Raw genomic sequence first — 25,763 nt, 5'->3', positions numbered from 1 at the left:
CAATATCAAGGAAAAATGGCTGTCCGAATTCCTGGTCGAGGCAGGGAAGACGGGCGCGGGGGACGGGTCGATCGGCGGGCGAACCGTCAATGTTGCGGACATTTAAACTGCCCGACCCGGTCCTTCCCCCGCCTTAATGCATGTCCGGCAGAGTCTGCCGGACGAAGGGGACCTTGGAGCGATGTTCAGCCACGAAACCACTTTCCTCGCCGGTGAGGAAACTAGGCTTAAGGCGTTGGCCGATTATCATCTTCTGGACACGCCGCCCGAGCCGGAGTTCGACCGTCTCGTCGAGCTGGCTTCGCGCGTTTTCGACGCCCCGATCGCGGTGATTTCCCTGCTCGACCGAAGCCGCGTCTTCTTCAAGGCGCGTGTCGGCACCGAGATCGTCGAGGCCGACCGGCGCGTCTCGTTTTGCGCCAAGACGCTTCACAGCCATGAGCCGCTGGTCGTTCTCGACGCCACGAAGGACCCACGCTTCGCGCAGAACGAGCTTGTGCTCAACGCGCCCTGGGTCCGCTTCTATGCGGGCGCGCCGCTTCGGGCGCCCTCGGGCCACACCATCGGCGTCCTGTGCATCGTCGATAGCCGGCCTCGCTCCTGCTTCAGCGTCTCGGAACAGAAGAACCTGGTGGAATTGGCCGCCGTGGTGATGGACCGTATGGAGGTCCGCCGGCTCGAATATGCGAGAAAGACGAGCCAGGCCCGCTTCGAGAATATCGCCGCCACGTCGCCCGACGCGATCGTGTGCTCGGGTATGGACAGCCTCATCACTTTCTGGAACCGGGCGGCCGAGGAGATGTTCGGCTACTCCGCCGAGGAGGCCATTGGCCAACCCGTGACATTGATCATCCCACCGGAGCGCCATCGCCTCTACTACGAGAGCCTCGTCTATCTGGCGCAAGGGCGGCTGAATCCGGAAACCGGCTCGCGAGCGGAGCTTCCGGCGCTCCGGCGCGACGGCACGCGCTTTCCTGCCGAGTTTGCTATTTCGGTCTGGGCGGACGAGCGCGGAATGAATGCCGGCGCGATCATCCGCGACGTCAGCGAGCAGCGCGACTATGAGGAGCGCCTTCGCCGTCTTGCCATGCACGACGCGCTGACCGGTCTGCCGAACCGGCTGGCGCTCGAACGGGCGATCAAGGATCGACTTGGGCCGGAGGGGCGGGCCGCGTTGTTGCTGATCGATCTCGATTGCTTCAAGGATGTCAATGACACGCTCGGCCATGCCGCCGGCGACGACGTTCTGAGGCAGGTCGCGGCGCGGCTTTCGCAGGCGGCACGCGCCGACGAGCTGATTGCTCGGCTGTCGGGGGATGAATTCGTCGTTCTTTTGCCGAGCGCCGATCCGCTCCGGGCGAGAAACACGGCGGAGATGCTCAAGGCCGCGATCGCCGAACCCTTCGTCATCGACGATGAAACCGTTCACATCACTGTCAGTATCGGACTTGCATTGGCCCCGCTTCACGGCATCGAGGCGCGAGAGCTGGTCAGTTCGGCAGATTTGGCGATGTACAAGGCAAAGAGCGAGGGGCGTGCCCGCACGGAGGTGTTCACGCCTCAGCTTCGCCAAGCGGCGATCGCGCGCCGCCATTGCGAGGAGGCGCTGCGTCGAGCGTTCACGCGCCACGAATTCGAGCTCTACTATCAGCCGCAAGTCGATCTGAGGGACGGCTCCATCACCGGGGTGGAGGCGCTACTACGCTGGAACCACCCGGAAAATGGGTTGCTCGCGCCAGGAGCCTTCATCCATGTGCTGGAGAAGAGCCCTTTGGCCAAGGACGTCGGCGACTGGATTCTCCATTCGGCTTGTCGCCAGGTCGCGGAGTGGCGACGGGCAGGCGCGCCGTTGCGCGTCGGCGTCAACCTCTTCGATGCACAGCTCACCTCGGAGCATCTGCTGGCCTCCGTCAAGGCCGCGCTGGACACCTATCATCTCGAGCCTCAGGCGCTGGAACTGGAGATCACGGAGACGACCGTCCTCAACCGGGACGGCGCGGCCATCGAGCCGCTGCGCCATCTCCGTGAAATCGGCGTGGGGGTCGCCTTCGACGACTATGGAACAGGCTTTGCCTCCCTCAGCCTGCTCAAGGACTATCCCCTGTCCCGCCTCAAGATCGACCAGTCCTTCGTTCGCGATCTCTGCACCGATCCCAAGGATGCCGCGGTGGTCGAAGCCATCATCCTCCTTGGGGAGCGCTTCGGCTTGCGCGTGATCGCGGAGGGTGTCGAAACCGCCGAGCAGAGGGACTTTCTCCTGCGCCACCAGTGCGACGAGGCGCAGGGCTATTTCATCGGCCGGCCGGTGCCCGCGGCAGATTTCGCCGCGAGATTTCTGGCCAGGGCGTCCAGGCGCATCGCCTGATCCGGGGGCGCCTCACGCCAGAAGTCCTGCCCGCAAGGGTTCGCCTGACGGACGAGATTCTCAATTGCGCGCGTAGACGTCCTCAATGCGCACGATATCGTCCTCGCCGGTATAGCTGCCGACCTGGACCTCGATGATCTTCAGGTCGATCTTGCCGGGATTTCGCATGCGGTGGACGCAGCCGATCGGCAGATAGGCCGCCTCGTTCTCGTGGTAGATCTTGATCGTGTCGTCCACCGTGACCTCGGCCGTGCCATGCACCACCACCCAGTGCTCGGCGCGGTGGTAGTGGCGCTGAAGACTGAGTGTGCCGCCCGGCTTGACGCAGATGTGCTTCACCTGGAAGCGCGGGCCGATGTCGATGCGCTGATACCAGCCCCACGGGCGATGAATGCGCAGATGCTCTCCGGCCTCGCTGCGGCCTTCCGCCCTGAGCTTGCCGACCAGCGATTTCACCTCGGGCGCCTTGTCCTTGGAAGTGACGAGCACCGCATCCTGGGTGGTGACGACCACGACGTCGTCAAGGCCAAGCACCGTGGTCAGAATGCCGTCGCTGTGGACGAGGCTCCCGTGCGTGTCGAGCGCGACCGCAGGGCCGTCGAGGACATTGCCGTCCTCGTCCTGGGACTTGATGGCATGGATCGAATCCCAGGAGCCGATATCGGACCAGCCGAATTCGGCTGGAAGAACGCCGCCGAGCGCCGTCTTCTCCATCACCGCATAGTCGATCGAAAGCGTCGGTGAGGCCGCGAACGCCTCGGGATCGAGGCGCAGAAAGTCGAGATCGCGCTGTGCGGCGACGAGGGCGGCGCGAGCCGCTTCCAGGATCTTGGGGGCGAAGTGGCGCAGCTCTCCGATCATGACAGCCGGCGAGAACAGGAAGTTGCCGCTGTTCCAGACATAGCCCTCGGCAAGATAAGCTTCGGCCGTCGCTCGGTCGGGCTTTTCGACGAAGCGATCGAGAACGTGGGCTCCGCTCTCCAGCGCCGGACCCGGCCGGATATAGCCGTAGCCGGTCGCCGGGTGATCGGGAATGATGCCGAGCGTCATGATCCGCCCGGTCGCCGCCACCGCCGCGGCCCGCGTCACGGCTTCGAGAAAGCCGGGCTCGTCCGTTACCGCGTGGTCGGAGGCCAACACCAGGCAAACCGCGTCCTCCGCCCGCCGCTCGGCAAGGAGCGCGCCCACCGCCACGGCCGGCGCGCTGTCGCGGCGCTCGGGCTCCAGGACGATTTCTCCATCGATGCCCATCGCCGCGAGCTGCTCGGCGCAGATGAAGCGGAAGTCGTTGTTGGTCACGATGATCGGGCGGCCGAACATTTCCCCCGAAATCCGGCGGATCGTCGCCTGGAAGGGGGAGAGGCCATCATCGAACAGCGGGATGAACTGCTTGGGAAAGCTGTCGCGCGAGACCGGCCAGAGCCGGGTGCCGGCGCCGCCGGCCATGATGATGGGAACGATCTGCATCGCCTGTCCTCCAAGCGCCGGGCGGAATGTCTAAATCTGCCTCTCAACCGGCATCGAGCGCGAAAGGCCAGAACCGGCAACATCGCCAAACTGTGGCTGGGACTGCGTTGGTCGCGCTACTCAAGAAACGAATGAACCACCCTAACGCCGACGGGCCGGAACGGCGAGAGGCAAGGTCGAAACTTGGTGAATCCGTCGCCCCGGTCAGACCGGCCGCAGCGGCTCGTGGGGAGCAGCGGGAAGAAACGCGGAAATGGCATCGCCCGGCCTGACCTCGCCGCCATCCAGGATGATCCCCATCACGCCTGCCTTGCGCACGATCGCGCCGCTGGCGTCGCGTTCCAGAACCGATTTGAGGAGGCCCTGCCTGAAGCGGTCGATCTGGAGACAGGGGTTTCGCAGACCGGTGATCTCGATGCGCGCATGGCCGCCGATGGCGAGCACCGTGCCGCGTGGCAGAGCGAGAAGGTCGATGCCCTCCGTGGCGACATTCTCTCCAAGGTCGCCCGGCCGAATGCGGAAGCCGGCGCGCGCGAGCTCGGCGAAGAGCTCCGCCTGAATGAGATGCACCTGACGCAGGTTCGGCTGGCTTGGGTTGATCGCGACACGCGAGCGGTGCTGCACCGTCTCGCCACAATGGGCATCGCCTTCCACGCCGAGCCCCGCGATCAACCGGATCGAGGGAGCCGGGGCCTTGCTGAACCGGTGCTCCGCATCCCGCGCCACCGCGATCACGCGCCCAGTCATCATCCGTGCTTGCCCCGCGTCGTCAAAGATCGAGTTCCACCAGCACCGGAACGTGGTCGGAGGGGCGCTCCCAGTCGCGCGCCCCGGTGAAGACCTCGGCGCGGCGAAGGTGGGGCGCAAGGTCGGCCGAGCCCCAGATATGGTCAAGCCGCCGGCCGCGATTGCCCGCCCGCCAGTCCTTCGCCCGGTAGCTCCACCACGTGAAGAGCTTTTCCTCGAGCGGAACATGCTGGCGCACGAGGTCGGTCCAAACGCCGTCCTTGATGACGCTGAGCAGGCCGGCGCATTCAACCGGCGTGTGGGAGACGACCTTGAGAAGCTGCTTGTGCGACCAGACGTCGGTCTCGAACGGGGCGATGTTGAGATCTCCGAGAAGAAGCGCGGACACGCCGGGCTCGGCGGTCGCGCTGACGAGCCGCATCTCTTCCAGGAAATCGAGCTTGTGGGCGAACTTGGGGTTGATCTTCCGGTCGGGCTCGTCGCCGCCGGCTGGAACGTAGAAATTGTGGATGCGCAGGCGCCGCTCGCCGACGCTCATGCGCGTCGACAGGTGCCGCGCGTCGCCGACGGCGCAGAAGTCCTGGCGCACGATGTCCTCGAAGGGATGCCGTGAGAGGGTGGCGACCCCGTGATAGCCCTTCTGGCCGTGGAGGGCGACGTGGGGATAACCGAGGGCGTGGAACGCTGCCTCGGGGAAGAGCTCGTTCGGGCACTTCGTCTCCTGCAGGCAGAGAACGTCAGGCCGATTCTCGGTGAGGAAGCGCTCGACGAGGGGTAGGCGCAGTCGGACGGAGTTGATGTTCCAGGTGGCGATGGAGAAGGTCATGAGGCATCCCGATATGGCTGCCCCGCTATGGCCAACCACACGGCGCTCCGCAAGCTCTTCGATCTTGCTTGGTCGCCTTAAGGCGCGGGGCGTTTTCTTGCCTGCCGTCGAGGCTCAAGTCGCGTATGGGCCATCGAAGAGATCGCCGAGCGCCTTCTTCATGAAGGCGGCGAGCCAGATCTTGCGTCGGTTCCATGGCCGATTGTGATTGAGCTGGCAGCGCTGACAGAGCGCGGCGAGATTGTCCGGCTCGTCATTGCCGATATCCTGGTCGAGATGGGCGCAGGAAACACGCACCCGCGTCGACCTCGGCTCCCGATCCGGTTCGGCCTCGTGCGGCGCCGGCAGCTTGCGGCGGACCAGGCGGCCGTGTCCGTCGCGCCAGCGCCCGATCTCGGCGTCGAACCAGCACCCGTCCTCAAGCTGATAGACCAGCTGGCCATGGGGCCGTCCGCATCGCTCGCACCGCCCCTTGGCGCGCCGGAATCGGATCGCGTGCGAAAGCTGCGGCCAATCGAGCGCGTAGAACCCCTTGTTTTCAGGTTTGATCGGCACACGGTTCTCCTCGCCCGTTGATGGCGTCGAGACAGTTCCGACGCGGCGACCCGGCGACCTGCGCGAGACCTCGTTCAACGGGCTCTGTCCTTATAGCGCGCCCTCCGATGGCGCCAAAAGGCCCGATCGGGCGATCAACAGGAAACTCGCGGTGCCTGGATCCGGGGACGCCGGCCGAATCATGGCGGCGTGATGAAAATTGTCCCCGGCGCGTTCCCGCTTCGCCCGATGGCGCAATGCCACTCTGGTCGCTGCCTGCGACAATAAGCGGACTTGCTGATCCATCCGCGGCTTGCCGCCCGAGAGTCGGGCAATGGGCGCCTGCTAAATCCTTTAAATCCGCAGCTGCCGCAAGCTCCGTCGGTTGGCGGCTAAGCCATTGGTGTGATTGAAATCTCTCTTTGCGGTGTTCCGCCTGTGGCCGTCTGGCGTCTTCCGCACCGCAAAATCATGCAAAAAAGTATCGGTGAAACCGGCAAGGAGCGGTAGCGGGCAGTTGCGGAACGGGATTAAATCCTCTCTCGAAAGTCAGGAGGATAAGGAAGGACGTAGGGAAGAGCGTCTGGCCCTGAATTGCACAGAAAATTGTCGTGGAGCGTTCGTGGGAGGAGCGAATGAATCCAGATCTCGAACTGGTGGAGATCCGTGAAAGCGATTCGTTTCGCGTGTGGTCTCACGGATATCCTTTTCGGACCGTGCGTTGGCACTTCCATCCGGAATACGAAATCCAACTGATCGTCGCGACATCGGGAAAGTACTTCGTCGGTGATTTCATCGGCGAATTCGGTCCCGGCAATCTCGTGATGAGCGGGCCCAACCTGCCGCACAACTGGGTCAGCGACGTTCCCGAGGGCGTCGAGGTCGAGATGCGCGGCTTGATCATCCAGTTCGCTGCCTCATTCATCGATCGGGCGCTGGCGCTGTTTCCCGAGCTGTCGGGTCTCCAGGGGCTGCTTCAGGAAAGCCGGCGCGGCATCGTATTCTCGCCATCGACGGGGGAGGAGATCGAGCCGCTGTTCCGCGCACTTCTGGAGGCGCATGGCCCGCGCCGCCTGTCTCTCTTCATCTCGATGCTCGGCCTTCTGATGGGCGATGGCGAGCGCCGTCCACTGGCAAGCGAGGGCTATCTTCCCGATCCGTCGGCCTTCATGTCCGCCGCCATGAACAAGGTCCTCACCTACATCCGCCGCAACCTCGCCTCCGAGCTGCGCGAGCCGCAGCTCGCCGCCATGACGGGCCAGTCGGCCAGCACCTTCTCGCGGGCGTTCCGCCGCCACACCGGAATGTCCTTCGTGCAGTACGTCAACCGCCTGCGCATCAACCAGGCCTGTCAGCTCCTCATGAGCGAGGACATGCCGATCACCGACATCTGTTACGAAGTGGGCTTCAACAACCTGTCCAACTTCAACCGCCAGTTCCTGGCGCAGAAGGACATGCCGCCCTCGCGCTTCCGCGCCTTCCATCAGGAGCAGATGCGCCAGACGCCACAGACCGCGATGACCTAGCTTCATCCGGCGCCGCGCTTCAGCGCCCGGCGCTCCACTCGCCGCCAACAAGGGATCGGCCGCCAAGTCGTCGTCCGGTCCCGCCAAGAGCTCTCACGTGCGGGACCGCCTCCCGCCACGGGGAAGGATTACCCGGCATTCGGGGAAAATTGGGAGAAGGAAACATGATCAAGACCATGCTCAAGGGAGTGTCGATCGTCGCGCTCGTCGCGGCCACGGCCACCGGCGCGATCGCCGCCGACAAGAAGGCGCCGAAGATCGGCATGACCTTCCAGGAGATGAACAACCCCTATTTCGTGTCGATGCAGAAGGCGCTGAAGGAGGCCGCCGACAGCATCGGCGCCACCGTGGTCGTCACCGACGCCGCCCACAACGTCGCCAAGCAGATCAGCGACGTCGAGGACATGCTCCAGCAGAAGATCGACATCCTTCTCGTCAACCCGACCGACACGGCCGGCATCGAGACCGCCGTGCGCGAAGCCAACAAGGCGGGCGTCATCGTCGTCGCGATCGACGCCAACGCTAACGGCCCAGTGGATTCCTTCGTCGGCTCCAAGAACAAGGATGCTGGCTTCAAGTCCTGCGAGTATCTGGTGAAGGCGATCGGCGGCAAGGGCGAGGTCGCGATCCTCGACGGCATTCCGGTCGTTCCGATCCTGGAGCGCGTGGCGGGCTGCAAGGAGGCTCTCGCCAAGGCCCCCGACGTCAAGCTCGTCGACGTTCAGAACGGCAAGCAGGAGCGTGATACCGCGCTCACCGTCGCCGAGAACATGATCCAGGCCCATCCGGACCTCAAGGGCATCTTCTCGGTCAACGACGTCGGCTCGATGGGCGTGCTCTCGGCCATCATGGGCTCGGGCAAGGACATCAAGCTGACCTCCGTCGACGGCGCCCCCGAGGCGACCCAGGCGATCGCCCAGGGCACGCCCTTCATCGAGACCACGGCGCAGTTCCCGGCGGACCAGGTGCGCATTGGCCTCGGCATGGCGCTGGCCAAGTACTGGGGCGCCACGGTGGTCCCCAAGGAAGTGCCGATCGACGTCGAGGTCGTCGACGAGAAGAACGCGTCCAGCTTCTCCTGGTGAGGCAGACACTCCGTCGGCGGTAGGCCGACGCGACTGGTCCGGCGGGGTTCGCCCCGCCGGCGGCCGCGCCGGCGCCCGCCAAGGCAAGCAGGGTGCACGGAGCAGTCCCATGTCTCAACTTCTCAGCGTCAAGGGAGTCGAGAAGGCTTTCGTTGGGGTCAAGGTCCTCAGCGGAGTCGATCTCGAAGTCGGTGCCGGCGAGATCCACGCGCTTCTCGGCGAGAACGGTGCCGGCAAGTCGACCTTGATGAAGATTCTGTGCGGCGTCTATTCGATGGACGCGGGCACCATCCGCATCGACGGCGAGGAGAAGCATTTCTCCGACTACGAAGCCGCGGTCGAGGCGGGCATTGGCATCGTCTTCCAGGAATTCAGCCTCATCCCCCATCTGACCGCCGTCGAGAACATCTTTCTTGGGCGCGAAATCTACAACGGCCTCGGCCTTCTCAAGCGTGCCGAGATGCGCCGCCACGCCATGGCGACTCTCGATCGCCTCAAGATCGACATCAATCTCGACGTGCCGATCCGCCATCTCTCGGTGGCGCAGCAGCAGTTCATCGAGATCGCAAAGGCGCTGTCGCTCAACGCCCGGATTCTCATCCTCGACGAGCCGACGGCAACGCTCACGCCCACGGAGGCCGAACAGCTCTTCGCGGTGATGCGGGAGCTGAAGCGCCAGGGCGTCGGCATCATCTTCATCTCGCACCATCTCGACGAGATTTTCGAGATCTGCGACCGCATCACCGTCCTTCGCGACGGCAACTATGTGGGCACCGTCGACGTCGCCGCAACCGACATCGACAGTCTGGTGGAGATGATGGTCGGGCGCCGCATCGCGGCGAACTTTCCGCCGAAGCCCGCCATCAATGCGGCGCGCCCCGTCGTCCTCGACGTCGAGGAAATCCAGCTCGAACGGGGAGGGCCGGTCAATGCCTTCTCCCTGCGCGAGGGAGAGATCCTCGGCTTTGCCGGGCTGGTCGGCTCGGGGCGAACGGAAACGGCCCTCGGCGTCATCGGCGCGACGCGGCCCCACCGCTGCCGGCTTAAGGTGGACGGCGTCGCCCGCAACTTCACCAATCCCGCCGACGCGCTGGAATGCGGAATCGGCCTTCTGCCGGAAAGCCGCAAGGAAGAAGGGCTGATCACGTCCTTCTCCGTCCGCGACAACGTCTCGATCAACAACCTGTGGAAGTACACGTCCCACATCTTCATCGACCGCGCCGAGGAACAGCGTGCGACGATCGATGTCATGGGCCGGGTTAGGATGAAGGCCCAGGGACCCCAGACACAGGTTGCGACCCTTTCTGGTGGAAACCAGCAGAAGGTCGTCGTCGCGCGCTGGCTCAATCACAGTGTGAAGATCCTGTTCTTCGACGAGCCGACGCGCGGCATCGATGTCGGCGCCAAGGCCGAAATCTACCAGATCATGCGCGACATGACGAAGCGAGGCTACTCGATCGTGATGATCTCCTCGGAGCTGCCGGAGATCGTCGGAATGTGCGACCGGGTCTGCGTCTTCCGGGAAGGAAAGATCACGCAGACGCTCGTCGGCGAGGCCATCACGCCCGCTGAAGTCATGCGCTACGCGACAGCGGGAGAGATCAATGCAGCAGCCTGAAGGAGCGGCTTCCGCCGCCACGAGTCCAACCATGCAAAGCTGGTCTGCACGCTCGAACGCGGGCATCGTTCACATGGTCCGTCATTCGGTGATCCTTTTCCCGTTGATCGGGCTGATCGCCGTTTCCCTGCTGATGGTGTTCGCCACGGACAACTTCCTGTCCTTCACCAACATCATGAACGTGCTTCGGCAGGTGTCGATCAACGCCATCATCGCCATCGGCATGACGTTCGTCATCCTGACCGGCGGCATCGATCTGTCCGTCGGTTCGGTCCTGGCCCTCGCCAGCACCGTCGCCGCCGGCCTGATGGTGGGCGGCATGCCGCCGGCCTTCGCGCTGCTTTTGTGCCTCGCGATCGGTCTCGGCTTCGGCGTCGGCAACGGCATGCTGGTGGCCTATGCGCGGATGCCGGCCATCATCGTGACGCTCGCCACCATGGGCATCGCGCGGGGCCTCGGCCTCATCTACTCGGGCGGCTATCCCATCAGCGGCATGCCCTTCTGGGTGAGCTGGTTCGGCAACGGGCGCATCTTTGACGTGCCGGTGCCGGTGATCATCATGGTGGTGGCCTATCTCGTCGCCTGGGTCGTCCTCGAACGCACGCCCTTCGGCCGCTACGTCTACGCCCTCGGCGGCAACGAGCATGCCACGCGGCTGTCGGGCGTCCGGGTGAACCGCGCCAAGGTCATCATCTTCGCCATCAGCGGCCTGACCACGGCGGTGGCGGCCGTCGTTCTCACCGGCCGCCTGATGAGCGGGCAACCGAACGCTGGCGTCGGCTTCGAGCTCGACGCGATCGCCGCCGTGGTGCTCGGCGGCACCTCGATCGCCGGCGGCCGCGGCTCCGTGGTCGGCACCCTCATCGGCGCCGTCCTTCTCGGCATCCTCAACAACGGCCTGAACCTCATGGGCATCGACCCGTACGTCCAGACCGTCATCAAGGGCTTCATCATCCTCCTCGCGATCTACATCGGCCGCGAAAGGCGCTGATGCAGCCAGCTCATGGTCTAGACACATAGGAAAACGAACATGGCTCAATCATTGGCAGGCAAGATTGCCGTCATCACCGGCGCGGCCTCGGGCATCGGCCTCGCCACCACCGAAAAGCTCCTGGAGGACGGCGCGACCGTCGTCATGGTGGACTGGAACGAGAAGGCGCTGACCGAACTGACGGCCAAGCTTGGCGAGAAGGCCATTCCCCAGGTCACGAACCTCCTCGATCCCGAAAGCTGCGCCGCGATGGTGCCGGAGATCCTGAAGAAGGTCGACCACATCGACATTCTCTACTGCAACGCCGGCATCTACATCGGCGGCGACCTGACCGAGACGACGCCCGAGGCGATCGACCGGATGCTCACGCTCAACGTCAACGCGGTGATGAAGAACGTCCACGCGGTCATCCCGCATATGAGCGAGCGCAAGACCGGGGACATCATCGTCACCTGCTCGATCGCCGGCCACTTCCCGACCTATTGGGAACCCGTCTATGCCGGCTCGAAATGGGCGATCAACTGCTTCGTGCAGACCATGCGCCGGCAGATGATTCCCTATGGCGTCCGCGTCGCCCAGGTTTCGCCCGGCCCAGTCATCTCGGCGCTGCTCGCCGACTGGCCGGAGGAGAACCTGCGCAAGGCCAAGGAGTCGGGTAGCCTGATCGAAGCGAGCGAGGTCGCCGACGCGGTCGAATACATGCTGACGCGCAACCGCAACGTCACCATCCGTGACATGCTGGTCCTGCCGACCAACTTCGATCGCGTCTGACATCGCGGGGCACAGCCGCCGATTCTCTTGCGGAATGGGCAAGGCGCCGCAAGGCAGCCGGGATTGCTCATTCTCCAAGCGCGGCGAGAAAGCGCTTGCAGCCGGTCCTAAGGGCGGGCCGCAGGCGCCCGCCCTCCCGCCAACCCTGCTGGCGGGAGGGCTCGCAACAATCATCCTCACATTTTGACAGGCACCAGCCATGAGCGTCGCCAAACCGATCGATCTCGATTTCTCCCTGGAGGGCAAGGTCGCCCTCGTCACCGGAGCCGCGTCCGGCATCGGCGCGGCGATCGCCACATCCTTCGCCAGGAAAGGCGCGAAGGTCGGCTTCCTCGACCGCAATCTCGCGGCGGCAAAGGCCCTTGCCGAGACGTGCGAGGGGGCCAAGGCCTTCGAGTGCGATGTCACCGACCCCGTCGCGGCCGGCCTTGCCGTCTCTGCGGCGGAGCAGGCGATGGGACGGATCGACATTCTCGTCAACTGCGCGGGCATCGCGCGCCTCGGGCCGGCAGAGGAACTGAGCATCGCCGATTTTCGTCAGACGCTCGACGTCAACCTCACGGGCACCTTCGTCATGGCCCAGGCTGTGGCGCGCATCATGATTGCAAACGGCGGGGGGCGCATCATCAACATCGCCTCCCAGGCGGGCTCCGTGGCAATCGATGCCCATGTCGCCTATTGCGCCTCGAAGTTCGGCGTGATCGGCCTGACGAAGGTGCAGGCCCTCGAATGGGGGCGTCATGGCATCACCGTCAACACCATCTCGCCGACCGTCGTCCTGACCGATCTCGGCCGCGCGGCATGGGACAACCCGAAGGGCGAGGCGCTGAAGAAGGAAATTCCGACGGGCCGTTTCGCCGAGCCGGAGGAGATCGCCGCAGCGGCCGTCTTCCTCGCCTCCGACGCCTCCGCCATGATCAACGGCGCCGATCTCGTCGTCGACGGCGGCTACACCATCCACTGAGAGCGAGCGCTCCGCCCCGGCATGCCGGGGCGGTCGCCGTCAAAGCAGGACGTTGGGCGGCGAGAGCGAGCTACCGCTCTGCCTCCTTGTCGGCCGCTCGCCCATACCAGCGGGTGAAGGGAGCGGCCGTCAGTCCGTGGACCAGGATGGAGCCTGTCACGAGAAGGCTGGTGATCGCCCAGAGCTGCGGATCGCCGAGCTCGCGATGCACCGTCGCGCCATAGAAAACCGCGGAGAGGCCAATCGGGCCGAACCAGCCGTAGAACCAGAAATCACGCCGCGCCCGAAACGGCCGCCCGTCCACGCTCTCGCGTTCCTGCTGCTCCTCGGAAGGCGCCGCTTCGCCCCTCGGCGCCCGCAGGAAGGCGAAGAGCACCGCGATCACCGGCAGCCGGCGCAGCAGCAGGATCAGGGCGATACAGGCAATCGCCGGAACGCTCATCCTGGCCCAGTCGTCGAAGGGAAGCGCCATGGCGAACAAGAGAAGCGCCGGCACCATCATGAGGTTGTTGCCACCCTCCTGAAACTCGTCGGCCGCCTCGCGCACGTCCTTGCCGAGAACGGAGGTGAAGACCAGTCCGGCGAGGAAAGCCGCCCAGATGCTGTCGGTGTCGATCAGCTTCATGAAGCCGAGCACCGCAGCCGTCAGCGTCAGGCTCGCCAGCATGAGGGAGCGCTCCCCGATCTCGCCGCGCGCTTTGGCCATGTCCGCCAGCCGTCCCGCGCCATAGCCGAGGACGAGAGCGATCAAGCCGGCGCCGACGATCTTCCAAAGATCGACGTCGACGAGCCATTCGTGCCAGCCGGCCGAGCCCTTCTGGATCAGCAGCAGCGGCAGGAACAGGAAGGGAAAGGCTAGGCCGTCATTGGCGCCCGACTCGAAGGAGAGCATCTGGCGCAGCCGTGCGGGAATATGGGCTTCCGCGAAAGGCCCGGTGACGATGGAGGATGCGACGACGGGGTCGGTGGGCGTGACCACCGCGCCCACGACGGCCGCCTTGAGCAGCGGCAGGCCGAACAGCGCCATGATGATGGCGCTGGAGACCGTCCACATGCCGATCATGGCGACGAGGACGATCACCGAGCCGGATGGCAGCAGACTGCGGATGTCAGCCCGGCGAAGGCGCAAGGCGATCGACATCACGCCGAATCCCACCGCGAACCAGGAAATGCTCTCCAGAAGGGAGAGCAGCTCCTCCTGCGACGCGATGCGCCCGATCAGCAGGCGATAGAGGATGCCGATGGCGACGACGACGAGGGGCGGTGCGATGTAGGCTTTCAGCGTCTTGGTCGACAGGCTCAAGGCCCATATCGTCGCTGCCGCCACGAAAACAAAGCCGTGGAAAGCCTCCAACCCCATTGAGAACCTCCAAAGGATGATTGATCAGGCGCCGCGCCGGGCGCGCCACGCTGGTCCAATCCGTGCCTCCAGAGATGGTTCCTTGGTAATTCCGCTGATGGCGTCCGAACGTTCAGCGCTTGCGTTGGTCGTTCGCGATGGCCGTATAGGGGATGTCGAACATGCCCTTCTGGAAGGAGACGCCGTTCTTCACATTGTAAATCATCACCGTCGTGTCCTTGCCCTGGGCATCGCGGATCGTCCACTGCCTGAGGTCGAGGCTCACCGGGTCGAACATCATGGTGATGCGGGAATCGCCGAAGACGGACTTGTCGCCCATGACGATGGTGGTGAGATCCGCTTCTTCCTTGACGTCCACGATACTGGCCGCCGACAGGTCGATGCGCTGGTCGAGAAGCAGCTTCAGCGGCGTCTTCGATAGCGGATAGAGGTCCCAGGTGTTGAGCTTGCGGTTGTTGATCGCCACTTGGCTCCCGTCGGAGATGACGCGCACCGGCGAGCCGGAATAGTCGAACCGGATCATGCCCGGCCGCTGAATATAAAATTTGCCCTCGGACTGGCGGCCGTTGGGGTCGAACTGGATGAACTGGCCGGTCATCGACTGGATCGAGGAGAAGTGGTTGGCGATCTCCTGCGCCTTGGCGCTGGCGGCGGCGCTCGCCGGGCGCGGCGTCATTGTCGCAAGCGGCAGGGCGGCCGCGATCAGCATTGCCGCCGAGAGGGCGCGGATCGTTCGCGCGAAGATCGATTTCGACATCCTAGTGCATCCTCGTTTCCTGCCGGCCGCCCTGCGCATCCCCGGGCAAGGCCGGAAGTGCCGATAGAGCGTCCCTGCGGCATCAATGGGGCGCCGCAGGGCGGGAGACAAGGCGGAGCGCCGAAGGAAGCGCCCCCGCTCGCAAAAAATTGCGGGTGGCTACATCCGGTCCTGCTCCGTCGGCACCAGAATCTCGCGCTTGCCGGCATGGTTGGCGGGGCCGACAACCCCTTCCTGCTCCATTCGCTCAATGATCGAGGCGGCGCGATTGTAGCCGATGCCGAGGCGGCGCTGAACGTAGGAGGTGGACGCCTTGCCGTCGCGAAGCACGATCGCCACCGCCTGATCGTAGAGATCGGCCGAGTCGTCGCCGCCCGAGCCGCCACCGCCCGAGCCGCCGCCGCTGCCTGAGGCGCCATCTTCGTCCTCGTCCTCCAGGATGGCGTCGAGATAATCCGGCACACCCTGGTTCTTCAGGTGCGCCACGATCTTCTCGACCTCCGAATCGTCGACGAAGGGGCCGTGGACGCGCTGGATGCGCCCGCCGCCGGCCATGAAAAGCATGTCGCCCATGCCGAGGAGCTGTTCGGCGCCCTGCTCGCCGAGAATGGTACGGCTGTCGATCTTCGACGTCACCTGGAAGGAGATGCGGGTCGGGAAGTTGGCCTTGATGGTGCCGGTGATGACGTCGACCGACGGGCGCTGCGTCGCCATGATCACGTGGATGCCGGCGGCGCGGGCCATCTGGGCGAGGCGCTGAACGGCGCCCTCGATGTCCTTGCCGGCGACCATCATCAGGTCGGCCATCTCGTCGATGATGACGACGATGTAGGGCAACGGCTCCAGATCGAATTCCTCCGACTCGAAGATCGGCTCGCCCGTCTCCCTGTCGAAGCCCGTCTGCACCGTGCGCGAGATGGTCTCGCCCTTCTCGATCGCCTGACGCACCCGGGTGTTGAAGCCGTCGATGTTTCGCACGCCGACCTTCGACATCTTGCGGTAGCGGTCCTCCATTTCGCGGACCGTCCACTTGAGCGCCACCACCGCCTTCTTCGGGTCGGTGACGACGGGCGACAGAAGATGCGGAATGCCGTCGTAGACCGAGAGTTCCAGCATCTTCGGGTCGATCATGATCAGCCGGCACTCGTCGGGCGTCATGCGATAGAGCAGCGACAGGATCATGGTGTTGATCGCCACCGACTTGCCCGAGCCGGTGGTGCCGGCGACCAGAAGGTGGGGCATCTTGGCGAGATCGGCGATGACCGGCTCGCCGCCGATGGTCTTGCCGAGCGTGATCGGCAGCTTGCCCTTGTTGTGGGCATAGGCTTCCGAGGCGATCATCTCCCGAAGATAAACCGTCTCGCGTCGCTGATTGGGCAGCTCGATGCCGATGGCGTTCTTGCCCGGAACCACGGCGACGCGCGCCGCAACCGCGCTCATCGAGCGGGCGATGTCGTCGGCAAGGCCGATGACGCGGCTCGACTTGATGCCGGGCGCCGGCTCCAGTTCGTAGAGCGTCACCACCGGGCCAGGGCGAACCTCGATGATCTCGCCCTTGACGCCGAAGTCCTCAAGCACGCCTTCCAGAAGGCGGGCATTTTCCTGCAGTGCCTCGAGCGACAGCGTCGCGTCACGGCCGCGCGACTTGGGCTCGCTCAGGAAATCGAGCGCCGGCATCTCGAACGGGCCGGGCACGAAGGCACGCGGCGCGGGCACGGCCTTGCCGCTGCCGGTGCGGCTCTGGCGCGCGGCCGGCCGGGGGCCCGCCTCGGGGACGACGCGCACCGCCTTTTCGCCTTGCGATGCGCTGGCCGGGCGCGCGGCGGGCGCCGCCGGGCGGGCGGCGGGCTCGCTCGCCTTCGCACTCTTGCGTCCCGGAAAGGCGATGATGTTGCCGGAGAGGAGACTACGCCAGCCATTGCCGTCCTCCGCCGGAGGAGGCGCATGGGGAGAGATGCGATCGTCCGGCGTCAGCGAGACGCCGTCTTCGGACGGGTCCTCGCCGGTGGTCCACGGCGCGCTGTCCGCCTCGTCATCGAAATCCTCCTCGTCATAATCGAAGTCGTCATGCGGCGCGGGCGCGGCGGCGGACGGCGCGGCCTGCGTGGGCTGAATGAAGGCGCCGTCGTCCTCGTCCTCTTCGTCCTCGTCGTCGAAGATGGGCGCGGGGGCGGCCCTCTGCATGGTATGGTCGCCGCGCATCACGACGGCGGGAGTACGGCGCTGTGCGACATCCGGCGTCCCGGCGCCCCACACGGCCTCTTCCAGCGTGTTGGCGCGCGACCGGGCGAAATGACGGTGCCAGAACGCCTTGGCGGAATAGACGACGTGCGCCACCGCCCCCATCAGGAGAGCAAAGCGGCCCTCGCCTTCATCCTCGTCGTCCTCTTCCTCCTCGTGTCGGCGGACGGGAAGGGCGGCGGTCTTCGAGGGATGGCGGTCGATCAGCGCAGCGCCGGAAAGAAAGAGCCAGCCTGCCGGGGCGGCGATCATGATGGCGAGCGCGATGGCAAGGCCGCCGCTCGGATAGGAGCCGGTGGCGAGGGCGGGGAACTTCAGAACGAGATCGCCCACGATGCCGCCGAGGCCGATGGGCAGGGGCCAGCCTTCGGGAGCAGGCAGGCAGCCGATGGCTGCCGCGCCGAGACTGATGCCGGCGAGGCCGAACCACGCCCGCCGCCCGACCCGATCGATGGGCCAACCGAACGAAAGCAGAAGCCCCCAGATCGCCAGGAGCGCCACGCCGAGCACGGAGGCCAGACCGAAGACCTGCATGAAGAGGTCGGAGGCGACGGCTCCCGCCGAACCGGCCAGGTTGGCCACCGCATTATGATTGGAAAGACTGAGGGAAGGATCGGCAACGTCCCAACTCGCCAGGCTGACGCCAAGGAACACCGCCACGCCCAAAAGGCCGAGACCCACCACAGTTTGAACCTGCCGGCGCATGAGAGCCGAGAGGCCATGCCTTGTTTCAATCGTCGTCGACGCCATCGTCGCTGCCTGTCTTTTCAATGCGTTGTCGGCCCTCTCTCGCGGGGCCTACTTGTCGTGAAGACTAAGTCTCTCTGGTTAAAGCCTCTTTAACCCTATGGCCAAGAACGGCCATCGCGCCGCACGCCAAGGAATGGCGCCGGACTGTTGCCGGATCGGCACGTTGGTCCCATCTCCGGTGAAACGGAACAGGGAGTTCATCTTATGGAGATCAGACACGAGACGGGCGGAAGCGGCGGCCGCTTCGTCACCGGCGAGGGCACGGACGAGGCGGAGCTGACCTATCGGCCGGCGGGCGCCGGCATCGTCGTCTTCGATCACACCTTCGTGCCGCAGGCGCTGCGCGGGCGTGGATTGGCGGGCGAGCTGGTGAAGGCGGGTGTCGAATGGGCGAAGGCCGAGGGCCTGAAGGTCGTTCCTCAGTGCTCCTATGTCGCCGCCGAGTTCCGGCGCCACGCCGACTACCGCGAGATCGAGGCCTGAGCCCGCTGCAAAAATGAAAGCGGGCGCCGCGCTGGCGGCACCCGCTTTCGGTCATCGTGGAATGTCGACGAATGCCTACGAGTGGTAGGCCGTCTCGCCGTGGAACGGCAGGTCCAGGCCCTGGCGCTCGATATCCACCGTCGGACGCAGGCCGACCACCGCCGCCGTGATCTTGTAGAGGATGAACGAGCCGACGCCCGACCACACGATGGTGATCAGAACGGCGACGATCTGCGCCCACACCTGACCGCCCATGGTCACGCCATCGGCATAGCCGATGCCGCCGAGCGAGGCCGAGGTGAAGATGCCGGTTCCGATGGCGCCGGTGATGCCGCCGATGCCGTGGACGCCGAAGACGTCGAGGCTGTCGTCATAGCCGAGCGCCGGCTTCACCACCGCCACGAAGAAGTAGCAGATGCAGCTGGCGATGGCGCCGAGAACGATCGCGCCCACCGGGCCGACCGTGCCGCAGGCCGGCGTCACGGCAACGAGGCCGGCGACGATGCCCGACGCGGCACCGAGCATCGATGCCTTGCCGCGCAGGATCGCTTCGATCAACGCCCATGCGACGGTCGCCCCGGCGGTCGCCACGAAGGTGTTGATCATGGCCAGCGCCGCGCCGCCATTGGCCTCGAGGTTGGAGCCGGCGTTGAAGCCGAACCAGCCGACCCACAGGATCGAGGCGCCGACCATGGTCAGCGTCATGGAGTGCGGCGCCATGTTGTCGGTGCCGAGGCCGACGCGCTTGCCGACAAGCATGGAGCCGACGAGCGCGGCGATGCCGGCATTGATGTGAACGACCGTACCGCCGGCGAAGTCCAGAGCGCCGACGCCGCCCGAAAGCGTGCCGTTGAAGATGAGACCGGAGCCGTCCCACACCATGTGGGCAACCGGGAAGTAGACGAACGTCACCCAGAGAGCGGTGAACAGCATCACCGCCGAGAACTTGATGCGCTCGGCGAAGGCGCCGATGATCAGCGCCGGGGTGATCACGGCAAAGGTCATCTGGAAGACGATGAAGACGTATTCGGGAAGGACGACGCCGTCGGTGAAGGTCGCGGATGTAGTCTCAGTCGTCACGCCGGCCAGGAAAACCTTGCCAAGGCCGCCCCAGAACGGGCTGGTGCCGCCGCCGAAGGCCATCGAATAGCCCCAGAACACCCAGATCACCATGACGAGCGCGGCGATCATCGTGCACTGCATGAGGATGGAAAGCATGTTCTTGGCGCGCACGAGGCCGCCATAGAAGAGCGCCAGTCCCGGCATCGTCATGAAGAGCACGAGCAGCGAGGATGTCATCATCCAGGAAACGTCGCCCTTGTCCATGATCGGGGCGGCTGCCTCGGCTGCGGCCGGGGCGGCATCCTGGGCGAAGGCCGCAGTGGCGGAGAGGCCGGCGAGGAGGCCGGCGGCGATCATTACATTCTTAAGACGCATGAATCTGTCGTTCCCCTCTTACAGCGCATCCATGTCGACTTCGCCGGTGCGGATACGCACGGCTCGGTCGATGCCGAACACAAAAATCTTGCCGTCGCCGATCTGCCCCGTCTTCGCGGCGGTGGAGATCGCTTCGACGGCCCGGTCGACCATGTCGGAGGGAACGGCAACCTCGATCTTCAGCTTGGGCAAAAAGCTCACCGCATATTCCGTGCCGCGGTAGATTTCCGTGTGCCCCTTCTGCCGGCCGTAACCCTTCACTTCCGTGACGGTCAGGCCCTGAATGCCCACGCCCGTAAGCGCTTCGCGCACCTCGTCGAGCTTGAACGGTTTGATGATGGCCATCACGATTTTCATCTTCACCCCAATCCTTCAGTCGTGGCGGCAGGCGCCACCCCTTCATCCCCGAGCCATTGTCCGTTGGGCCGAAGACCCGTGACGGTGACTGAAAAGGTGATAATCAAGCGCCGTGCCAGATGGGCCAACATGCCTGACTTTTCTTGGAATGCCCACGGCGCAGGGTTAAGAATGGCCGAAGAGAGCCGCGTCGCGGCCAGGGGCGAGATGCGGAACTTATGTTCGCGGCAGTGATATTGATGAAAAATTAGGCAGACTGGTTCCTGCGAGGGCGGATGAGCCCTTCCTGCGCCATCGATGCCACCAGCTTGCCATCGCGTGTGAACAGGGAGCCTCGGGCAAGGCCGCGCCCGCCGGTCGAGACCGGGCTGTCCTGCGTATAGAGCATCCACTCGTCCACCATCGCGGGGTGATGGAACCACATGGCGTGATCGAGACTGGCCGTCTGGAGACGAGGGTCGAAGACGGAAAGCCCATGGGCGAAGAGCGCGGTGTCGAGCAGCGTCATGTCGGAGATGAAGGCGAGAATCGCCGCGTGCAGGTGGCGGCACTCCTCCAGCGGCACGATCAGGCGCACCCACATGTGCTGGATCGGCGGCAGCTTGCCCCAACGCTGGTATTGGTCGAGCGAGACGGGGCGAAATTCCACCGGCCGGGGCCGCGCCCAGTAGCGGCGGATGGCCTCCGGCGCGTCGGCCAGTACCGCCTCGCTGAGTTCGCTCATCGGCGGCAGCGCCTCCGGCCCCGGCACGTCCGGCATCTCGATCTGGTGCTCCAGCCCTTCCTCCACCTGCTGGAAGGAGGCAAGAAGCGTGAAGATGATGCGTCCGTGCTGGATCGCCTCGACGTGACGCGTCGAAAACGAGCCGCCGTCGCGCAACCGCTTCACTTGATAGATGATCGGCACGGCCGGATCGCCGGGCCACATGAAGTAGCAATGGAGCGAATGGACGGGGCGCTCCGGCGTCATCGTTCGCTGCGCCGCAACGAGAGCCTGGGCGATCACCTGCCCGCCGAAGACGCGCTGCCAGCTCTGATCCGGGCTGATGCCTCGGAACAGATCTTCCTCGATGGCTTCGAGATCCAATGTACGAAGCAGCTTTTCAACCGCCTGGTCCATCCTAGACTATCCTTCCTCGGACCGGCTTGCCGACCGTCCTGTCGGTCCTTACTGCACGGTGCGGCCGCAACCGCTATAACTTCGTCGTCGGCGCACCGCTTTCAACCCGGCGCGCGCGCCCCGTCAATCGAGGAGAATGCCATGCCCGACCGCGCCAAGAGTTCTGCGGCGAAAAGCGACATCGTCATAGCCGGGGCCGGTTATGTCGGTCTCACGGTGGCGGTCGCCATCGCGGAAGCCGCTCCTGGGCTTTCCGTAAGGGTCGTGGATGCCGCGCCGGAAGGCGTTTGGACGAAGGACGAACGGGCCTCGGCGCTTTCGGCCGCCGCGGTGCGAATGCTCTCGCGCCTCGGCGTCTGGCAGGAGGTCGAGAGCGAATCGCAGCCGATCACCGAGATGATCGTCACCGATTCGCGCACCAGCGATCCGGTGCGGCCGGTGTTCCTGACCTTCGCCGGCGATGCCCGGCCGGGCGAGCCGTTCGCCCATATGGCGCCGAACACCGCGCTGATTCGCGCCCTGCGCAAGCGGGCGGAGGCGCTCGGCGTCGCCATCGACATGGGAACGCCGGTCTCCGGCATCTCTCTGGAGGAGCCCGCCGCCACGGTGTCGCTCGCCGACGGCCGCACCATCGAGGCGCGTCTTCTCGTCGCGTGCGACGGGCGAAAGTCGAAGCTGCGCGAGTGGGCCGGCATCGGCACGGTCAGCTGGGACTACGGCCAGTCCGGCATCGTTGCCACGGTGCGCCACGAACGCCCGCACAACGGCCTTGCCCAGGAGCACTTCCTTCCCTCCGGCCCCTTCGCCGTGCTGCCGCTGCCGGACAACCGCGCCTCGCTGGTGTGGACGGAGCCGACGCGCGCCGCCGAGCGGCTGATGGCGGCCGACGACCTGATCTTCGAGGCGGAGCTGGAGCAGCGCTTCGGCCACAAGCTCGGGCCTCTCCGCCTGGAGGGCGGACGGCGCGCCTATCCGCTGAACCTCATCATCGCCCGGGATTTCGTGCGCCCGCGCCTCGCCCTTGCGGGGGACGCAGCCCACGGCATCCATCCCATCGCCGGCCAGGGCCTGAACCTTGGGCTCAAGGACGCCGCCGCGCTCGCCGAGACGGTGGTGGAGGCGGCGCGCCTCGGCCTCGACATCGGCGCCCTTGACGTTCTGGAGCGCTATCAGCGCTGGCGGCGCTTCGACACGCTCTCGATGGGCGCCACCACCGACGTCCTCAACCGCCTCTTCTCCAACGACAATGCGCTGCTTCGCACGGTGCGCGACTTCGGCCTCTCACTGGTGGACCGGGCGCCGCCGCTGAAGAGCTACTTCATCGACCAGGCCGCAGGCTTCGGCCGGGGCGCGCGGCCGCGTCTTCTGGAAGGCGAGGCGATATAAAAGTCGGCGGCCGAACATACAGCGACCCCTTAGCTTGTGATGCCGATAAGCGCCTCTCTCTCCGCGCGGGAGCGGGCGATGCGCGCCTTGGCCGCCGCGACGACGGCGGGCGAGGCCGTTTCCGGCGTCCCGGCGTCGAAGGGGGGCGCGGGCGCATATTCCAGGGTGAGCTGGATGATCTCGGCCTCCTCGCGGCCGAGCAGCTCGGCGACGACGGCAAGGCCGAAGTCGATGCCCGAGGTCACGCCGCCGGCTGTGATGATCGGCCCGTCGCGCACCACGCGCTCCTTGACCGGGATCGCGCCGAAGGCGGAAAGAAGGTCGTGCGCGTTCCAGTGGGTGGTCGCTCTGCGACCGGACAGAAGACCCGCCTGCCCGAGAACGAGGCTGCCGGTGCACACGGAGGTGACGAAGCGCGCCATCTGCGCCTGACGCCGCACGAAATCGAGGGTTTCCTCGTCGCGCAGGAGCGCGTTCACCCCGCCGCCGCCCGGCACGCACAGCACGTCGAACGCTGGAGCGTCGGCGAAGCTGACATCGGGTGTCATCCCGAGGCTGGTTGACGAGCGCACCGGCCCGCGGTTTTTCCAGACGAGCTGGACGGTGGCGCCACGCGCGGACGCGAAGACTTCGTAAGGCGCCGTCATGTCCAGCTGCTGCACGTCGGGAAAGCAGAGAATTCCGAATTGAAGGCCCATGGGTCGTCTCCTGATCTTGACAGGCGGGAGCCTAGCGGGAAACGATCTGGCATTAATGCCAATCAGCACTCGGATCATGCCAAACTCCTCGCCGCGCCGAATCGAGATCCTGGCCTTTCCCGATGCGCAGCTCCTTGACGTCACGGGGCCCGCACAGGTCTTCGCCACGGCCAACGACCTGACCGCCTCGCCCGGCGGCAAGCTTTACGAAATCCGGGTCGTTGCGCAGGGAGACGAGGTCGTCACCAGCTCCGGGCTGGTGCTCCGCACGCAGCGATTGCCGAACGATGCGGCCTGTCCGGACACGCTGATCATAGCGGGCGGATATGGCGTCAACGCCGCCTGCAAGGACGATGAACTGGTGGCCTGGGTCCGCCGGCGGTCCTGGGCGACGAGGCGCACGGCTTCGGTGTGCAGCGGCGCTTTTCTTCTGGCGGAGACAGGGCTGCTCGACGGCCGCCGCGCCGTGACCCACTGGCACCGCTGCTCCGAGTTTGCCGAACGCTTTCCCACCGTGAAGCTCGATCGCGATCCGATCTTCGTCCGCGACGGCCCGATCTGGACCTCGGCCGGCATCACCGCAGGCATCGACCTGGCGCTGGCGATGGTCGAGGAGGACCAGGGGCGGGCGCTGGCGCTGGCCGCGGCACGCCAGCTCGTCGTCTTTCTGAGGCGTCCAGGCGGGCAGTCGCAGTTCAGCGCGACGCTGTTGCTTCAGGAGGCCGCCGACCGTTTCGAGGCGCTGCATGCCTGGATCGCCGACAATCTCGGCGGGGACCTCTCGCTGGCCGCGCTCGCCGAACAGACAGGCATGAGCCTCAGGAGCTTCTGTCGCCACTATCGGCAAAGCACCGGGCGCACGCCGGCGATGGCGGTGGAAACCATGCGCGTCGAAGGCGCGCGCCGGCTGCTGGAGCAGGGTGCGCCGGTTCAGCGCGCGGTGGTGCGCTGCGGCTTCGGCTCGGCGGAAACCATGCGCCGCGCCTTCCTGAAGCATCTCGGCGTCGGCCCGAACGCCTATCGCGAGCGCTTCTTCGGCTGAGGCACGAGAGGGCGCCGCTCAATATTCCCAGCGGCGGGCCTTCTCCACCAGGAAGTCGCGGAAGACCTTGAGGCGGGCGGAATTGCGCAGCTCGTCTGGGTAGACGAAGTAGACGTCGTAGGTCAGGAGCTCGAGGTCGGGGATCAACGGCACGAGATCGGAATCTTCTTCGACCATGTAGTCCGGCAGAAGGCCGATGCCGAGACCGCGCTCCAGGGCGTAGCGGATGGCGACGAGGCTGTTCACCTTCAATGCCGGCAGGCGCGCATGACCGAAGTCGCGCCCGGCCTGCTCCAGCCAGTTCATCTCGCGAAGGTAAGCCGGCGCATTGTCGCCGAAGGTGACGATGCGGTGGCTGTCCAGCTGATCCTGGGACGTTGGCGTGCCGAAGCGCTCGAGATAGGAGGGCGCGCCGTAGATGCGGAAATGCATGGTGAAGAGCTTGCGCTGCACGAGCTCCGGCTGAGTCGGCGTGCGCAGCCTGATGCCGACGTCGGCCTGACGCGTGCGCAGGTCCAGTTCCGAATCATCGAGAATGAGCTCGAGATGCACATCCGGATAAAGGTCGATGAACTCGTTGAGACGCTCGGTGAGCCAGGTTGAGCCGATGCCGACCGTCGTCGTGATGCGCAGCGGGCCCGCCGGCTTCTCCTTGATGTCGGAAAGCTTGCTCTGGGCGTCCTCCAGCTTGAGGTTCATTTCCTCGGCCGCCTGGAACAGCGTCTCGCCCTCCTCGGTCAGGATGAGGCCCCTGGCATGGCGGTGGAAGAGCGGAGCGCCGAGCTCCTCCTCCAGTGCGCTGACCTGCCGGCTGACCGCCGACTGGCTCATGAACAGCGTGTCGGCCGCACGCGTGATGCTGCCGGCGCGCGCGGCGGCGTGAAAGATTCGTAGCTTGTCCCAGTCGACCATCTGACCTGTTCACCCGAGGAAACAGTGGGCGGGCGGCCGCAGCCACGCAGGCCCTCCGGCCTTGCGGCGCCACGGACCTGATCGCCCGGGCGGACAGTGCGCTGATTGGTCGGCAAAGGTCAACGCTCCGGGGGGAGCGGCAAAGTGCCTTCCCCGACGGCCTGGCAGGCGGTGTGGAATGAAAGCACTCAGCCGCCGCCGCACCGCAGGAAATTTTACCCGCCGCGCGCCACAGAAGAAAACCACTGCCGCCGCGCCGCACCGCGCCTTCTCTTATTGTTCCTTCAACGGTGGCGCGAGCCCCCGATCAATCCTTCGCAGGAAGG

22 protein-coding genes are annotated in these 25,763 nt (G+C 65.5%); 10 read left to right on the top strand and 12 right to left on the bottom strand.

All coding sequences use genetic code 11. The features are described 5' to 3' along the window. The first annotated feature begins 181 nt into the window (after nucleotides 1-181). A complete protein-coding gene (locus B5D38_RS14495; RefSeq protein WP_078709156.1) occupies nucleotides 182-2,365 on the top strand; it encodes a sensor domain-containing phosphodiesterase in 2,184 nt (727 codons plus the stop codon). Between the two features lie 60 nt (nucleotides 2,366-2,425). Here the strand turns inward: B5D38_RS14495 and B5D38_RS14490 are convergent, their stop codons facing one another. The 4 genes from B5D38_RS14490 to B5D38_RS14475 form a co-directional block, all read right to left on the bottom strand. Continuing rightward, nucleotides 2,426-3,832, bottom strand: a complete 1,407-nt coding sequence (locus B5D38_RS14490) for a mannose-1-phosphate guanylyltransferase/mannose-6-phosphate isomerase (RefSeq protein ID WP_078709155.1) — start codon at nucleotides 3,830-3,832, stop codon at nucleotides 2,426-2,428. Between the two features lie 204 nt (nucleotides 3,833-4,036). Beyond that, nucleotides 4,037-4,582 carry an MOSC domain-containing protein gene (locus B5D38_RS14485; protein WP_078709154.1) on the bottom strand — a complete coding sequence of 182 codons (546 nt, stop codon included), beginning with the start codon at nucleotides 4,580-4,582 and terminating at the stop codon, nucleotides 4,037-4,039. Between the two features lie 19 nt (nucleotides 4,583-4,601). Further along, the gene (locus tag B5D38_RS14480) at nucleotides 4,602-5,405 is read right to left on the bottom strand and encodes an exodeoxyribonuclease III (RefSeq protein WP_078709153.1); all 804 of its coding nucleotides are present in this window, start codon (nucleotides 5,403-5,405) and stop codon (nucleotides 4,602-4,604) included. A gap of 114 nt (nucleotides 5,406-5,519) precedes the next feature. After that, nucleotides 5,520-5,960 (bottom strand): hypothetical protein, encoded by a 441-nt coding sequence (locus tag B5D38_RS14475; protein ID WP_078709271.1) that lies wholly within the window; start codon nucleotides 5,958-5,960, stop codon nucleotides 5,520-5,522. Nucleotides 5,961-6,574: 614 nt separating this feature from the next. Between B5D38_RS14475 and B5D38_RS14470 the strand changes: the two genes are divergently transcribed. The 6 genes from B5D38_RS14470 (at nucleotide 6,575) to B5D38_RS14445 (ending at nucleotide 12,894) form a co-directional block, all read left to right on the top strand. Next, nucleotides 6,575-7,465, top strand: a complete 891-nt coding sequence (locus tag B5D38_RS14470; protein ID WP_078709152.1) for a helix-turn-helix domain-containing protein — start codon at nucleotides 6,575-6,577, stop codon at nucleotides 7,463-7,465. Nucleotides 7,466-7,632: 167 nt separating this feature from the next. Beyond that, nucleotides 7,633-8,550, top strand: a complete 918-nt coding sequence (locus B5D38_RS14465) for an ABC transporter substrate-binding protein (protein ID WP_425349335.1) — start codon at nucleotides 7,633-7,635, stop codon at nucleotides 8,548-8,550. Between the two features lie 109 nt (nucleotides 8,551-8,659). Next, nucleotides 8,660-10,168 carry a sugar ABC transporter ATP-binding protein gene (locus B5D38_RS14460; protein ID WP_078709150.1) on the top strand — a complete coding sequence of 503 codons (1,509 nt, stop codon included), beginning with the start codon at nucleotides 8,660-8,662 and terminating at the stop codon, nucleotides 10,166-10,168. Between the two features lie 31 nt (nucleotides 10,169-10,199). After that, nucleotides 10,200-11,159 carry an ABC transporter permease gene (locus B5D38_RS14455; protein ID WP_078709149.1) on the top strand — a complete coding sequence of 320 codons (960 nt, stop codon included), beginning with the start codon at nucleotides 10,200-10,202 and terminating at the stop codon, nucleotides 11,157-11,159. A 39-nt stretch (nucleotides 11,160-11,198) separates the two neighbouring features. Beyond that, nucleotides 11,199-11,930 carry an SDR family oxidoreductase gene (locus B5D38_RS14450; RefSeq protein WP_078709148.1) on the top strand — a complete coding sequence of 244 codons (732 nt, stop codon included), beginning with the start codon at nucleotides 11,199-11,201 and terminating at the stop codon, nucleotides 11,928-11,930. Nucleotides 11,931-12,129: 199 nt separating this feature from the next. Further along, nucleotides 12,130-12,894 carry a GolD/DthD family dehydrogenase gene (locus tag B5D38_RS14445; protein WP_078709147.1) on the top strand — a complete coding sequence of 255 codons (765 nt, stop codon included), beginning with the start codon at nucleotides 12,130-12,132 and terminating at the stop codon, nucleotides 12,892-12,894. Between the two features lie 70 nt (nucleotides 12,895-12,964). Here B5D38_RS14445 and B5D38_RS14440 read toward each other — a convergent pair whose 3' ends face one another. The 3 genes from B5D38_RS14440 to B5D38_RS14430 all read right to left on the bottom strand — a co-directional run bounded on the left by B5D38_RS14440 (nucleotide 12,965) and on the right by B5D38_RS14430 (nucleotide 18,002). After that, the gene (locus B5D38_RS14440) at nucleotides 12,965-14,254 is read right to left on the bottom strand and encodes a cation:proton antiporter domain-containing protein (RefSeq protein WP_078709146.1); all 1,290 of its coding nucleotides are present in this window, start codon (nucleotides 14,252-14,254) and stop codon (nucleotides 12,965-12,967) included. 112 nt (nucleotides 14,255-14,366) lie between these two features. Next, complete coding sequence (locus tag B5D38_RS14435; protein ID WP_078709145.1) at nucleotides 14,367-15,011, bottom strand: outer-membrane lipoprotein carrier protein LolA; 645 nt, start codon at nucleotides 15,009-15,011, stop codon at nucleotides 14,367-14,369. 159 nt (nucleotides 15,012-15,170) lie between these two features. Further along, nucleotides 15,171-18,002 carry a DNA translocase FtsK gene (locus tag B5D38_RS14430; protein WP_078709144.1) on the bottom strand — a complete coding sequence of 944 codons (2,832 nt, stop codon included), beginning with the start codon at nucleotides 18,000-18,002 and terminating at the stop codon, nucleotides 15,171-15,173. A gap of 204 nt (nucleotides 18,003-18,206) precedes the next feature. Between B5D38_RS14430 and B5D38_RS14425 the strand changes: the two genes are divergently transcribed. Next, nucleotides 18,207-18,485 (top strand): GNAT family N-acetyltransferase, encoded by a 279-nt coding sequence (locus B5D38_RS14425; RefSeq protein WP_078709143.1) that lies wholly within the window; start codon nucleotides 18,207-18,209, stop codon nucleotides 18,483-18,485. Nucleotides 18,486-18,560: 75 nt separating this feature from the next. Here B5D38_RS14425 and B5D38_RS14420 read toward each other — a convergent pair whose 3' ends face one another. From B5D38_RS14420 to B5D38_RS14410, 3 genes are all read right to left on the bottom strand, one after another. After that, the gene (locus B5D38_RS14420) at nucleotides 18,561-19,922 is read right to left on the bottom strand and encodes an ammonium transporter (protein ID WP_078709142.1); all 1,362 of its coding nucleotides are present in this window, start codon (nucleotides 19,920-19,922) and stop codon (nucleotides 18,561-18,563) included. An 18-nt stretch (nucleotides 19,923-19,940) separates the two neighbouring features. Next, nucleotides 19,941-20,291, bottom strand: coding sequence for a P-II family nitrogen regulator (locus B5D38_RS14415; protein ID WP_280949396.1), 351 nt, complete (start codon nucleotides 20,289-20,291; stop codon nucleotides 19,941-19,943). A 235-nt stretch (nucleotides 20,292-20,526) separates the two neighbouring features. Continuing rightward, nucleotides 20,527-21,399 carry an acyl-CoA thioesterase gene (locus B5D38_RS14410; RefSeq protein ID WP_078709140.1) on the bottom strand — a complete coding sequence of 291 codons (873 nt, stop codon included), beginning with the start codon at nucleotides 21,397-21,399 and terminating at the stop codon, nucleotides 20,527-20,529. Between the two features lie 141 nt (nucleotides 21,400-21,540). On the opposite strand from B5D38_RS14410, the gene B5D38_RS14405 reads away from it, so the two are divergent. Continuing rightward, nucleotides 21,541-22,785, top strand: a complete 1,245-nt coding sequence (locus B5D38_RS14405; protein ID WP_078709139.1) for a ubiquinone biosynthesis hydroxylase — start codon at nucleotides 21,541-21,543, stop codon at nucleotides 22,783-22,785. 29 nt (nucleotides 22,786-22,814) lie between these two features. Here B5D38_RS14405 and B5D38_RS14400 read toward each other — a convergent pair whose 3' ends face one another. Next, entirely contained in the window at nucleotides 22,815-23,483 is a 669-nt protein-coding gene (locus B5D38_RS14400) for a DJ-1/PfpI family protein (RefSeq protein ID WP_078709138.1), read from the bottom strand. A gap of 55 nt (nucleotides 23,484-23,538) precedes the next feature. Here B5D38_RS14400 and B5D38_RS14395 point away from each other — a divergent pair, with 55 nt between their 5' ends. Beyond that, nucleotides 23,539-24,525 (top strand): GlxA family transcriptional regulator, encoded by a 987-nt coding sequence (locus tag B5D38_RS14395; protein ID WP_245319241.1) that lies wholly within the window; start codon nucleotides 23,539-23,541, stop codon nucleotides 24,523-24,525. Nucleotides 24,526-24,543: 18 nt separating this feature from the next. Here the strand turns inward: B5D38_RS14395 and B5D38_RS14390 are convergent, their stop codons facing one another. Then, entirely contained in the window at nucleotides 24,544-25,437 is an 894-nt protein-coding gene (locus B5D38_RS14390) for a LysR family transcriptional regulator (protein ID WP_078709136.1), read from the bottom strand. Between the last annotated feature and the right edge of the window lie 326 nt (nucleotides 25,438-25,763).

Origin of the sequence: Consotaella salsifontis (assembly GCF_900167365.1) — a bacterium.
GTDB classification, from domain to species: domain Bacteria; phylum Pseudomonadota; class Alphaproteobacteria; order Rhizobiales; family Rhizobiaceae; genus Consotaella; species Consotaella salsifontis.
This window is presented reverse-complemented; position numbering and strand designations above follow the sequence as displayed.